Source organism: Chitinophaga sp. YIM B06452, assembly GCF_039655965.1.
Classification (GTDB): domain Bacteria; phylum Bacteroidota; class Bacteroidia; order Chitinophagales; family Chitinophagaceae; genus Chitinophaga.
Genome location: NZ_JAWLKY010000006.1, coordinates 186656 through 200814, shown reverse-complemented (window position 1 = coordinate 200814; position 14159 = coordinate 186656). Strand labels below are relative to the sequence as shown.

The window sequence follows — 14159 nt, the reverse complement described above, 5'->3', positions numbered from 1 at the left end:
CCACTACATTAGCAGTAGTTGAGGAAAACTGAGGGTTAGGATTGTTATTGCCGGTTTGTGAATAGGAACAGTTTAATACATCGCCAGTTAGTGGGGCGCGGCAGGTTCTACCGGGTTGATTGGCGGTAGACTGGGTCATGTGACCATTGCCAACCAGTTTACTAGCAGTATTATACTTTTTAGCGGGGATGAAAGCTGCAGTGACCGCGGAGACTGTTAGCAGGGTTAAGCCGAGTATTGAATACTTTTTTATGATTAATGGCTTTGGGTTTACGGAATATTATTTGCAGTACAAAATTAAAAGAGCCTGCTGTACATTTTGTACAGCAGGCTCTTTTATACAGCAGCGCATTTCGCTACGATATTATTGCAGTGGCTCCTTGTTCCCGTTGAACAAGGCCCTATACAAATTAGTGCCTTCTATTATCAATCCTTCACTGTCGCCGCTGGCGTGGTGTGTATCAGTATTGATCACCTTACCATCAAAAAAACTCACAATATCCTGGACTATGGTATGACCTGTTATGATCCTCTTTACCTTATATAATTGTAAAGTATTATCTATTATGGCCAATTCTACTTCCGGGGTGGAGCTGCTATTGTAATAGCCCCTGTACCAATACGGCGCTACTTGGCTGTTAGCAAGTGTTAGAGCCGGCTTCTTGTTTTCTGCGCTTATTGGCAGGGAATTCAAAATTGAATGATGCAACTCGTTCAGTCTTATAACGGGCAGTTCCAATGCGTTTACTTCTGCGCTGATTCCGCCATGGACTATCAGGTTGTCGCCGATTTTTTCCATAATATTTTTACTCCTGAGCCATTGTCCAAGTACGCTTTGGCCGCTGAGAAGGTCACTGTATTCCCTTTTGAACATCCTGGCGCTTATAAAATAGTCCCTTGAAACATAGCTATACTCTCCTGTCATATTCATTATTTCATGATTGCCAAGTATAAAATGAACGTATCCCCCGGCCTTTTCCGCCTTTTCTTCCAGGGAATAGGCCAGCCACAGACATTGGGTGACCTCCTTGCCCCTGTCCATCATGTCTCCCGTTATAACAAGGTGCCCGTCTCCATACGTCCAGTTGTATGCTGTATCTATTATTTTGTGATTAATAAGGAATTCCCTGAAGCTTTCAAAATTCCCTTCAAGATCTGAAAGCACCAGCATCTTTGAAGGCTGCTGGTACAAAGCCGGAGGAGGCACGGCAGCGCTTCTGATAGGAATGGTAAAATGGTGTCCGCTGTTAGTTAGAACGGCTTGTTCAGGAACTTTGGTGTTGACCAGTGTATCGATAGCAGCGGAGGCGTTACGAATGTTGTACACGAAAGCTGTATCATTTTGATAAAAAACGTAGGGTCCATCATTCAGGAAGAGTTTTTTGTCATTCGGGTTGTTTTTTTTGTCATTTGAACTGATTTTTCTGTCATTCGGACCAAGCGCAAAGTATCTGTCAAGAAAACGGAGCCGTGCTGAGTCCGTATTGCTGATCTTGAATTTTTTTATGTACATGTATGGAGCGAATATATTGGCATGGTATCCCCCTTTAGGATATAACAGCATGGACAGTAGACTGTCCGGTCCCTTGTCCAGTATATTTAAATCACGATGATCGCCGCTATGTGGAGCATACCATTGATGTATGTTAGCATCTTTTTTCATTTTTCGTACCTGTTTCCGCCATTCTTCGAAAGTACCTTTCCCAGAAACGGCAGCGAATATTATTTCTTTTTTGTGGCCATATTTTTTGTAGGCACTCTGAAAAAAATGGTTATCCGCCAACTTTCCTCTTTCGCTGAAATGAAATAGGAAAATTTTGTCGCCATGATCGGCTCCTTTAATCTGGTTTCCGTTTTCATCGAGGAGAAGGAAATCTGTGAACATTCCCCCGCTGGAACTTTCCAAAGCATAAGCTGCTAAGCCTTTCTGGATGATGGATTTATACTCCGAGGAACTCAGGGTGGGATAGATTTTTTCTGCCAGATCACCGGCTAGTTTGGTATTGCCCCCATGTGCTGCCCGGCTGAACAGAAAGTAAGTCTTAAGTTGGTCTGTGAGTCGTCCTTCGGTCGTGCTGTCGATCAGGTCGAAGATATTAAGGTAGTTGCTGTAGGGATCCTCATACAAAGCCGTGTTTTCACGATCATCTATATCATTTTCAACCAGATTGATGGTCGCAAAAACACGGTAAAGTTGTTCAAGGTTAGGCAACTCCTTCTTACTGCTGAGAAGCCATTTGAGATTGTCGTTATAAATCTCAGAATAGTACATTTTTTTAAGCTCGACTTGTGTAAGACCATATTTCTCTTTATCAAGGCCAACAGTGAAAAATTTTCCATGCCTTTCGTTCTCTATAGAAGCGATCATGGCAGCTTTTACAATATCCCATACCGGTGAAGGATATTCGGATGAATATTGGGCAATTGACTGGTAAAGTATCTTAGACTTTTTATCCAGATACTCATTCCATGCCCTCATTTCTCCTATATTAGTCGGATCAGCATATTTTTTTGGACTTGGTAGTGCAAGTTGATCGAACTTTGGATAGAGTTCTTTGTAAAAGAAATCGTAAGTCCGGCTTCCTGGCCCTGACACCTGTATTCCATTTTTATCTGCCTTTATCGCCACCTCGTCTCCCGGCATCAAGAACATAAAACGGAAGTATCCGCCTTTCTCCATTTGAATATTTACGATTGTAACGGAATTTGCATTGATGGTAAGATCTTTTTTTGTAGGCAGTTTGTAATATTCGACAGATCCATCCGTTCCGGGCAGGTACTCCAACGTATAAGGGTCATAATACTGGATACGTAAAGAGTCATCGGCATCGGTTGCGGATAGTCTCAGCTGGATCTTGATCGGTTTTTCATGAGCAGGAGTAGAGGCGAATATCGGTAAGCCACATAGCAGTATCGCCAATATTGGATACAATGATTTCATATTCTATTGGATGGTTTAATGATCGATTCAATGCTGTTAATATCCGGGATTCTGTATAACCCCTGGCTTTGCCACGTCCTGCAGAGGAAGGGGGGGGACCGCCTTTTCATTCGGGTACGGCAGGCGGCTGGCCTCGGGAACGGCCGGATCTGTTCTGACAATGTCTTGCTTCCAGCGAAGAACATCAAACAGACGGTCCCCTTCAAAGGCCAGTTCTTTCCTGCGCTCTTTCCTGATAGCATCCCGCAGCTGGTCGCCGGTCAGCTGTAATGGTGCGGCGGCAGGATTTGCTCTTTGAATGATCAAATTGAGATAATGCTTTGCGCTATCTTCCTTTTGCAGGTGAAAACAAGCCTCAGCGGCATTGAGATACATTTCAGAGCAGCGGATCAATGGTTTGAAGTAAGACAATGAGGCAGGGCTGACATCGCTGACTGCACCGCCGGCATATTTGTTTACTTTCCAGCCACTACTCGACGTAGTCACCCATTTGGCCCTTACGTCCTGGCTGTCTTCTGCAATGATACCGGCAACGTCGGCCGTGGCGACGAACTGTGTAACAAGTTGGTAATACAGGTTAGAGAATAGTCCACCTATACTGTATCCCAAAGTTTTGCTTGCCATAGGTACAAGCAGGAAAAAGGACTCATTTTGAGATGGATTGGTTTTTCGGAAGATTTCATCCGGGTAGCCGTTTGCTATTGTCAGAAGCGGCGTTTTTTCTATGGAGACCTGTGCCTGGCGCAAAGCGGATTCGTAGTCTCCTTTGTACAGGTATACTTTTGAAAGCAACGCGACTGCCAGTTTCCGGTTCATTAGCATTAGGTTGTCGGAGTTTTCAGGCAGTAGCTTGATGGCCTGTTCCAGGTCTTCCAGGATATGCTGATATACTTCCGCAACCGTCGCCCTTCCGTTTACAGGAGCATATATGTCAGACGAAGAAGTGTAAACAACACCAGGATGCCGTCCATCAGCAGTAAAATTGTATGGCTGGGCGAAAAGATTGACAAGCATAAAGTAGGAATATGCTCTGAAAGTAAGTGCTACGCCGAGTACTCTGTCTGCCTTCGGGGGGTCTTCCTTTGCAAATTCGGGCGTTTTTTCAATTACATAGTTGCTGTTGACGATAAGCTTGTAGAAGACATATGATAAGCCATTAATGTTTAGTGATGTCGCGCCAGGCTCCGCTGTTTTGTCATCGGATATCTGTGTCCAGCTATACATCCTCAAGAAATTGGACGAGCCCGTCACTGGTTTGATATTGTCGGCGGCGAGCTCAGGGTATATGTCTGTATAGGTACCATATCCACTGCTCAGCATTGGATATAAGCCGAGCATTAGTTGTTCGCAAGCCTTCAGGTCTTTAACATAACTTTCTCTTGGTAGTACGTTTTGCGGAGGAGCGTCGAGAAAAGATTTTCCGCAGGCAGCCACGGTAGCAGAAAAAACAACCGCAGCAAATATATTGGATGTGTGAATTTTTTTCATGCTATTTTTTTTAAAAGGATAGATTAACACCAATCGAATATGTTTTTGAGTTTGGATAGGCAAAACCGCCTACGCCTCCAGGGTTTACGATATCCGGATCCACGTCGTCGGCCCTTGACCAGAGCGCGATATTGTTGGCCTGTGCGTATAGATTGACCGTTTCTAGTTTCGCTTTAGAAAGCCAGGAATGCGGTAGCTGCCAGACGAATTTCAAATTTTGGAAGCGGATATAATCCGACTTTTGAAGGTATCTCGTGGAGTTCAGGTAACCAGGGTTAGTATTATTCAATTTCCTGATAGGATTGGCTGCATGGTCACCAGGTTTTTGCCATCTGTCCAGTGCTGTAACCGGCACATTATGATAGGGATATAATCCGTCATCAAGCAACAGGCTGTTAAGATTGTTGTAAAAATGTCCGCCGTACTGGTAATAGAACATGGCCTGCAATTCGAAGTTTTTCCAACCAATGGTACTGGTTACGCTACCGAATCCATTCGGCTGTGATTTTCCGACAAATTGTTTGACAGCCTTGTTGTAATCTCCTGTGGGCTTCATGGAGGCGTCATACCAAAGGGGCTGTCCGTTTTCAGGATCTACTCCCACCCATATAGGAAGGTAGAAACTGTTCATTTCCCTTCCTTCTTCGTTAGATACGATATCGGATACAGAATACACGTTTTTATTCGCTTTGACCAGCTTATTGCTGTTTTTACTCCAGTTTCCCCGCAGGTTCAGGCGGAAGTTTTTTTCTTGTATTACTTGGCCAGCCACGCTAATTTCAAGGCCGCTGTTGCGAATGTCGCCAATGTTTTCCGTAACGCCGGCGTATCCAGCAAAGCTCGGCAGAACGATGCGATAAAGCAGATCCTTGGTATATTTATAGTACAAATCCACATCAGCGGTAACTCTGCTGTTAAAGAACGCAGTCTGCAAACCGGCGTTCCATTGGCTGGTTTTTTCCCATTTGATATAAGGGTTTCCTGGCGTACCCCTATTCCAAACAACAGGCTCGTTTAAATACAGCGTTCTACTCAATAAATTATATTTCAATAAAGGGTTAACTGCAGCTGCATTTCCCGCCAGGCCAATGCTCCCCCTGAGCTTGAAAAAATTTACAATGTGCCCGACAGGACGCATGAACGGTTCTTCGCTGACAATCCACGCACTACCTAGCGACCAGTAATTCCCGAAAGGATTGGCATCGCCAAAAACTGACGCTCCATCGCGCCGCCAACTACCTGATAGATAATATTTTTTCCTATAGTCATAATTCAGCAATACGAATTGCGAAAGTGTGGTGTTTTTGCCCGTTACACTGGTGGCATTGTCTATAATATACTCCGGGTTTGAAACGTCTGTGTAATATGGATTAGTAGTGTTACCATAGGCGCCTTTAGCTACGATATTTGTTATTTTATTGCTCCTGATCTGCGCCTCCTGGCCTGCAAGTATATCAACATGATGCTGAAGCCCGATTTGCGTTTGATATTTTAGGATATTGATCCAGAGAATATTGGCATTTCGTGTATTGAGATCCTCGATTTTTCCACCCGGGGGATAGTCCAGCCTGGGGTCCAGGCGTTCTTTATTCTCAGTCTGCATAAAGTCAACACCCAGTTGTGTATTGAAATTGAAATGACGAAGAAAGGAAACATCCGCATTTACTGTGGTCAGACCCCTGAAAGCGATTGTTTTGTTGAAGTTGTAATCCACTTCCATTGCAGGGTTGGGTTGCCTGGAGTTGTAATAATTTCCCCACTCATAAATATTGAAATATTGACCATCAGCTTTGCGGACAGGAAGGAGTGGGGAAAGAACGTCGGTGGAAGGAGCTCCGGCATAAGGCCCCTCTGACTGATAACCCGCTTCCTGGACATTGTAGGAAAGCATAGAACTCATCCCGAATTTGAGCCAATCAGCCACCTTGTTGTCTAAGTTGAAACGTACAGATGCTCTTTCGTACCCGGTTTTTTTGACTATACCATTCTGCTTGGTATACTCAAAGTTAATATAGTAAGTTTGCGCCGGTGTGCCACCGCTAATAGATAAGTTGTTAGACAAGGTGATCGCCGGGTTCCTGTATATCTCTCGCTTCCAGTCGGGTTGTGCATAAAAGCTGGTATCATTCCCGGACACCTGGTAAGGAAATTTTTTATAAAGGTCGGATGTTATGGCCTCGTCGGTCCATCCAATCGGATCGGTATTCCTATATGTTTCGTACAACAGTTCGAGATACTCGGTCTGATTAAGCATTTTGGGGATAGACGACGGGCGTATAGCTGCATCTGTTTGATGGCTGAAGACAAACCTGGGTTTGCCTACGCGTCCTCTTTTTGTGGTTACAAGAATCACGCCGTTACTTGCCTTTGACCCATAAAGAGCGATAGCGGCAGCATCCTTGAGAACGGAAATTTCCGCGATGTCGTCTGGGTTGATCTGTGCAAGTGGATTGGATAACGGAGTAAACGCATTGTCCGCACCCATCCTGGTGAAGGTTTCCTGGGTTACTTGCATCCCATCCACTACGACCAACGGATTCCTCACAGAGGAACCTCCCAATACTTCTGTTCCTGTAGATATCCCACGAACGATCATATTGCTCAGTCCGGCGCCAGGCTGGCCCGTGCCCCCCGAAATACGCATACCGGGTACGAGGCCCTGAAGACTCTTATCGAACGAGCGGTTCGGCAAGGACTTAATATCCGAACCTTTAACGGTACTAACGGCACCGGTTACACTCCGTTTTGTGGAGGTGCCATAAGCCACTACAACTGTTTCGTCGAGGTTACTAATACTGGGTTTCAGGTAAAAGACTGTACTGACTTCTGTTCCCAGGGTTTTTTCTTCGGGTTCAAAACCTGTATATCTTGCCTGGATAACCAGTTGTTTTACAGGAACGTTCATAATGGAAAAACTGCCTGTGCCCGATGTGGTAGTCCCGATATTGGTCCCTTTGATCTGCACCGTCGCACCCGGCAGCGGCTGTCCGTCCTTATCCAACACGGAGCCACTCACGGTGCGAAACAGGGACTCTTTGGTTTCTTTGTTTTCTTTAGGCTTCACAGCGGCTGCTTTCAGCACGATCGCCTTATCCATGATCGTCCAGCTGATGCCGCGGCTTTCCATCAGCGTTTCGAGTACATCCTCCAGTTTTGCATTGGTCACTGTGATACTCACAGGATCATTCACCCGGAGGCTCCCCGCCGCACTGTACATGAAATACAATCCCGTCTGCTTTTCAATGTCTTTCATTACACGCTTTAATGCTACCTGCTCTGCTTTCAATGTCACTTTAAAATCGAATTGATGACCATTTGCGCTGGTGGATAAATGCAGGAATAACACCATCCACAGCATTGCGAATCTTCGCAATGATAGAACAGGATACTGTTTCATAGATTTTTTGTTAAACGTTAGTTAAGGTTGCTGGTTCAATTACATTCACAATCACTGCGTTCGCAGTTTATTTAAAGACATTGAAACAGTATCGTCGGGTGAAGAGCGGAATGTAAAGGAATTGTTATGGCTTGAAAAAGCCTTTAACAACGGGCTGACAGCAGCAATCTTAAAGCCGGGGTGAACGGGCTGTGTAAAGGAATTGTTGCGGTTTGAAAAAACTTGTGGGGAAAACAACAGGCGCGTAAAAAATAAATAATTCCAATTAATTGTTATCTTCGCCACAGCATCATCCTTCCGGTTTAGCTAACCTTTTTCTCCATCATTAAGTAATCTTTATCTTTTTCCATGCAGCACTTTATGTGGGCAGGTTGAATTTATTTTGCCGCGTGGGTTGATTCATACTTTAGCATGACATCAGATCAACAAATGAATTTACTGGAAAGGCTGAAAGCCGGCGACAGCGAGGCTTTCGATGAAGTGTACATCTCTTACCGCAAATGGCTCTGGATCGCCGCCCTCGGCATACTCCAAAATGAAGCCGATGCGGAAGAAGTCGTACAGGAATTCTTTATCGAATTCTGGCAACGAATGGAACAACGGCAGTTTGATGACATCCAGCACCTGAAGAACTATCTCTTCATCAGCGTCCGCAACCGCTGCCTCAACAAACTCCAGCGCGATAAAGTCACGCGCAAACGCAACGAACAAATGTTGCAACATGCAGAACTGGCCGTGTCTTACAACCAGCTGGAAAATTCCGAACTACAGCAACAACTCAGGGAAGCCATCGCCAAACTGCCGCCCATCCGGTCGAAGGTCTTTAAAATGGGCTACCTGTTCAACTATACCCGCCGGCAGATCGCCGCCATACTCAACGTCAGCGAAGAAACCGTTAAAAAACACATGATACTGGCCTTGAAAGACCTGCGGCTCTCACTAAAGAACCGCAATGAGTGACCATTTTCACATTTTTGACCATCCGCCGGCTTCCTTTCTCTCAAAAACCGGGACGGGCCATTCACCCATACTCCCTTAAATCTTGTCTTTAATATATTATGAACATTCCGGAAGAAGAGCATATTTTCCAATTGATGAGCGAAAAACTGGCCGGCATTATATCGCCGGAAGATGACGCCCGTCTTTCCCACCTGCTGGAAACCGACCCGCAAACACGGGCCGCATGGGAAGAATATCGTTCCCGTTTCCCGAAGGAACACCTGGATAATCATTTCGCCGCGGCAGAGCAGATCAGCTGGAAACCGCTTCCCCCCCGCAGGAAAATATTCAAATGGCAATACGCCGCCGCGGCAGCCGCCATCGCCATCGGCGTATTCATGCTGCTGCCCGGGCGCGGCCCGCTCCCTGAAACCACCGCCCCAACAGGCGGGATCCGCCTTACCCTGGCAGACGGGAAGCAGCTCAGCCCGGGCCTGCCCGCATCCTCCACGCAAAAAGGATTCAGCCTTCAGAAAGACAGCCTCCTCGTAGCCACAGACGCACCCGCGCCCGGCGGCTACAACGAGCTGGAAGTGCCTACCGGCATGGATTACCGCGTCAAGCTGCCAGACGGTTCCGTCGTTTGGCTGAACGCCGCTTCCAGGCTCACTTTTCCCTTCGCATTCACCGGCCCTGAAAGAAGAGTGACCATTCACGGCGAAGCTTTTTTTGAAGTAGCGCCGGACCCCGGCCATCCCTTCATCGTGGAAACACCCAACGGAAGGGTAGAAGTGCTGGGCACCAGCTTCAACGTGAACAGCTACGACAGCAGCAAAGTAAAAGTATCCCTTCTCACCGGCGCCGTACAGGTGCGCCAGGGCGAACAGTCCCTGCTCCTGAAACCCGGCCGCCAGGCCGTGATCTCCAGCACCGGCAGCCTCCGGGAAACACCCTTCGCGGAAGAACAAACCCTCAGTTGGCGCAAAGGCTGGTTCTGGTTCGAAGATACCCGCCTGGCAGACATCAGCGGCGTGATCAGCCGCTGGTACGGCGTAGCCGTGAAAATGGACAGCGAAGATGTGGCCCAACAGGTGTTCACCGGCCGGCTGGACAAAAGCACCGCGCTCAAAGTATTCCTCGAACAGCTGAAGTCCACCACCGTGATCGATTATTATTTCGATGACGACGGCACATTGCATTTCAAATAAGTTCCCCTTATGATAACACCAGGCAGGCCGCAGGAATGCGCCTGCCTTTTTATTGCCGTCATTTTTATCCCCGCTGGTTGGTAAATCCTGCCATTTTCCCCCGTCTGTATAATTGATTTTGAGACGCAAATCCTTGTATCTGCGCATTGCAAAGGATTGCATTGTGGATTTCCTTTACCATCCGTAACAAAATCGTTTTAGCAAACAAAACATTTTATATTTTACCGCAACTATGGTACACAGATCGAAAAAAAGCAAACCGGGCCGGTCATGGATCGGCTTTTTGTATGCATGCGGCGCAGGCCTGGCTCTCAGCCAGACCGCGGCGGCACAGTCCGCCCAATGGCCCTTGCAGGATTTATCCGCCTTCAGGCAGCCAGGCAGCAGCTGGCAGCTCGCGTCAGACGTACAGGCACGCCTGGGTAAACCCAACGTGCTCGAAACCGCCAAAGGCGCCGGCGTTCTTGTAAACCTCCCCGGTAAAAAGCAGCACGGGCAGGACCTCTTCACCAGCCAGGAATTTGGCGACATAGACCTGGAGCTGGATTACATGATGGCGGAAGGTTCCAACTCCGGCATCTACTTCCAGGGCCGCTACGAACTGCAGCTGCTGGACAGCTGGGGCGTTGCCAATCCCCGCCCGGGCGACAACGGCGGCATCTACGAACGCTGGGACGACAGCAAACCCGAAGGCCAGCAAGGCTACCAGGGCTACGCCCCGCGCCAGAACGCCAGCAAGGCTCCCGGCCTCTGGCAGCACCTGAAAGTATCCTTCCAGGCGCCCCGCTTCGACGCTTCCGGCAATAAGATTGAAAACGCCCGCATCATCCGCGCAGAGCTGAACGGCGTGCTCATCCACGAAAACGTAGTGCTGCAGGGCCCCACCCGCGGCTCCATTGGCGGCGGCGACGAAAAAGCAGCCGGTCCGCTCCGCATACAGGGCGATCACGGCGCGGTGGCCTTCCGCAATATTTCCATCCGCGAATTCAAAACACCCCGCCCTGAACTTTCCGGGCTGCATTACAGCGTGTTCGGCGGGCAGTATACCAAAGACCTGTTCCTCACCGCCAAACCGCAGGCAACAGGCGATTCCAAAGTATTGACAGCCAACGCAGGCCCCTCATTCAAAGAGTACGTACTGAAATACGCCGGTACGCTCAATGTCAAAGAAGCGGGCGAATACACCCTCGGCCTCGGCATGCAGGGCGGCGAGGGATTCATCAAAGTAAACGGCAAGAACGTTACTGAATTCGGTCGGAACCGCGGCAAAGTACAGCTGCCCGCAGGGGAAACGCCCATCGAGATCGTGTATGCCCGCAGCGGCGAATGGGGCAGCCCTTCGCTGGGTCTCGTCATCTCCGGCCCCGGCGTGCGTGACTTCTACACCGGCGACGCGATTACACCCGACGATACGGACCCGATCATGGTAACCGCGGACCAGAACACCATTCTCCGCAGCTTTATCGACCTGCCGGGCCAGCAGAAAGTAGTACATGCGGTATCTGTAGGCAGCCCTGAAAAAGTGCATTACACCTATGATATGGATAAAGGCATGCTGGTGCAGGTATGGCGCGGCAGCTTCCTGGAAACCACGCCCATGTGGCACGAGCGGGGCAACGGCACCGCGCGTCCGCAGGGAGCCATCCAGCGTTTCGGCACGCCGTTCTTTACACTCGGCAGGCTCGCTTCCCAGCAGGATGCATGGAACGCGGATTCCACCGGCAGCGGCTACCGTCCCAAAGGTTATGTGCTGGATGAAAAAGACCGGCCCACTTTCCGTTACCAGATCCACGGCAGCACCGTTACCGATGCCATCCGCGTGTTCGAAGACGGCCATGGCCTCAGCCGCGAACTGACCGTTTCGGCGCCAGCGGCTGATCTCTATGCCAAACTCGCAGAAGGCGCGCAGATCGAAGCGCTGGATAAAGACCTGTACCTGGTGGATGGAAAGGCCTGGTACCTGCAACTGCAGGACGCAGGCGGCGCCAAACCCATCGTGCGCGATGCGGCAGGCAAAAAAGAGCTGATCATCCCCGTGAAAGGCAAGCTGAGCTATTCCATCCTTTTCTAACCAACTTTACTGACAGACACCAGCATGAAAAATATCATAAAGAAAGCGGCGATGTACCTGTTGCCGCTCATTACACAACTACCGGCACAGGCGCAGGAAACGCCCAAGGAAGAAGATTATTTCAGGATCATGAAGATGAGCGCGCCGGAAGGCACCCTGCTGGAAGTAGGCGGTTTGACCGTGCTGCCTAATGGCGATCTGGGTGTGGCTACACGCCGCGGCGACGTGTTCATCGTCGAAAACCCAACCAGCCGCAGGCCTTTCTTCCGCAAATTTGCCAGCGGCCTGCATGAGATATTGGGTCTTGCCTACAAGAATGGTTCTCTTTACTGCGCGCAGCGCGGCGAGCTTACCCGCCTGGAAGACACGAATATGGACGGCAGGGCCGACGTCTATGAAACTGTATACGCATGGCCTATTTCAGGCCACTACCACGAATACAGCTTCGGCCCGAAGCTGGCGCCCGACGGATCGTTTTTCGTATCCGGCAACGTGGCGTTCGGCAACGAGGAATGGTGGCGCGGTGAAAGCCGTGTACCCTGGCGCGGCTGGATGATGCACATCTCGGCAGACGGTTCCACCCTGGAACCCTGGGCTACCGGCATGCGCTCTCCCTGCGGCCTCGGCATGATCAACGGCGAACTGTTCTACTCCGAGAACCAGGGCGACTGGATGGGTTCCGGCGGCGTATGGCAGGTGAAGAAAGGCGACTTCGTTGGCCACCCTGCGGGCCTCCGCTGGACCAGCATGCCTAACTCACCGCTGAAGCTCACGGAAGAGGACGTATATGCCCAGGTGGACCAGCGCAGAACGCGCAACGCCGAAGGCCGCGCCATTAAACCGGAGAACGTGGTGGACGAAAAATTCAAGACCATGTACGAAGTGAAAAAAGCAATACCGCAGCTGAAAACGCCCGCAGTATGGCTGCCGCACGGCGTGCTGGGTATTTCCAACTCGGAGATCCTTCCCATCCCTGAAGGTGCTTTCGGCCCCTTCGCCGGCCAGGTGCTGGTGGGAGACCAGGGCCAGAGCAAGATCATGCGTGTAGTGATGGAAAAAGTGAACGGCGAATACCAGGGCGTTGCATTCGACTTCCGCAGCGGCTTCCAGAGCGGCGTATTGCGCATGGCCTGGGGCAACGATGGTTCGCTGTTCGTAGGTGAAACCAACCGCGGCTGGGGCTCCGCCGGCGATGCGAACGAAGGCCTGCAGCGCCTGGTATGGAACAACCGCATCCCGTTCGAAATGCAGACGGTGAAAGCAATGCCGGACGGCTTCGAGATCGAGTTCACCCTGCCGGTGGATAAAAAATCTGCTGAAGACCTCGCTTCTTATTCCGTGGAAAGTTTTATCTACAAATATCACCCGGTGTATGGCAGCCCTACCGTGAACACCGAAAAATGCAATGTAAAAGGCGTGAAAGTGTCTGACGACGGCCTGAAAGTACGTATCATCGTAGACAACCTGCGCCGGTACTACATCCACAACATCACGCTGGAAGGCGTGCGTGCCCGTGACCAGTTCTATTCACTGGTGCATCCTTCAGGATATTATACCCTGAACAATATCCCCGAAGGCCCGAAGCTGGCCATGAGCGAGGTAAGCACGCGCAATTCCGTCGCTGAAACAAAAGCAGCGGAAGAAGCCGCCGCAAAAGCAGCAGCTGCCAAAGCCAGGACCACAGCAGGCAAAACCGCCGCCGCCAAACCTGCGGAAACCGCTGCCAAAGCTGCTCCCAAAGTGGCTACCTTTGAAGAAGTAAAGCCGCTGCTCGCGAAATATACCTGCAGCGCCTGCCACAATGCAGAGAAAAAACAGGTAGGCCCGGCATTTAAGGACATTGCCAAAAAGAAATACACCAACGAAATGATGGTGAAGCTGATCTATAATCCCAATCCTGAAAACTGGCCGGGCTACGCAACCGAAATGCCGCCCATGCCGCAGGTGCCGAAAAGCGATGCGCTGAAGATCGCCGGATGGATCAACTCCCTGAAGTAAGCGTTGCATATTATGTTTTAAAAAATCCCGGTCACATGTGGCCGGGATTTTTTTATTTCCCCACAGCTCCCGCCGCCGCTGCATTTTCAGCGCAGCGAAAAAATATTTTGGAAAATT

General features: G+C 49.5%; 7 protein-coding genes. 4 read left to right on the top strand and 3 right to left on the bottom strand.

Annotation, left to right across the window (positions count from 1 at the left end; all coding sequences use genetic code 11):
- Positions 1-364 precede the first annotated feature (364 nt).
- The 3 genes from R3I13_RS23820 to R3I13_RS23810 are packed head-to-tail and all read right to left on the bottom strand — an operon-like array spanning position 365 to position 7826.
- Positions 365-2941 carry a metallophosphoesterase gene (locus R3I13_RS23820; RefSeq protein ID WP_346320491.1) on the bottom strand — a complete coding sequence of 859 codons (2577 nt, stop codon included), beginning with the start codon at positions 2939-2941 and terminating at the stop codon, positions 365-367.
- A gap of 36 nt (positions 2942-2977) precedes the next feature.
- The gene (locus R3I13_RS23815; RefSeq protein WP_346320490.1) at positions 2978-4429 is read right to left on the bottom strand and encodes a RagB/SusD family nutrient uptake outer membrane protein; all 1452 of its coding nucleotides are present in this window, start codon (positions 4427-4429) and stop codon (positions 2978-2980) included.
- Between the two features lie 10 nt (positions 4430-4439).
- Positions 4440-7826, bottom strand: coding sequence for a SusC/RagA family TonB-linked outer membrane protein (locus tag R3I13_RS23810; protein WP_346320489.1), 3387 nt, complete (start codon positions 7824-7826; stop codon positions 4440-4442).
- 429 nt (positions 7827-8255) lie between these two features.
- On the opposite strand from R3I13_RS23810, the gene R3I13_RS23805 reads away from it, so the two are divergent.
- The 4 genes from R3I13_RS23805 to R3I13_RS23790 all read left to right on the top strand — a co-directional run bounded on the left by R3I13_RS23805 (position 8256) and on the right by R3I13_RS23790 (position 14042).
- The gene (locus tag R3I13_RS23805; RefSeq protein ID WP_346320488.1) at positions 8256-8786 is read left to right on the top strand and encodes an RNA polymerase sigma-70 factor; all 531 of its coding nucleotides are present in this window, start codon (positions 8256-8258) and stop codon (positions 8784-8786) included.
- Positions 8787-8884: 98 nt separating this feature from the next.
- Positions 8885-9973, top strand: coding sequence for a FecR domain-containing protein (locus R3I13_RS23800; RefSeq protein WP_346320487.1), 1089 nt, complete (start codon positions 8885-8887; stop codon positions 9971-9973).
- Positions 9974-10205: 232 nt separating this feature from the next.
- On the top strand, positions 10206-12044 hold the full coding sequence (locus tag R3I13_RS23795) for a family 16 glycoside hydrolase (protein WP_346320486.1): 1839 nt from the start codon (positions 10206-10208) through the stop codon (positions 12042-12044).
- Positions 12045-12068: 24 nt separating this feature from the next.
- Entirely contained in the window at positions 12069-14042 is a 1974-nt protein-coding gene (locus R3I13_RS23790) for a hypothetical protein (RefSeq protein WP_346320485.1), read from the top strand.
- The last annotated feature ends 117 nt before the right edge of the window (positions 14043-14159 follow it).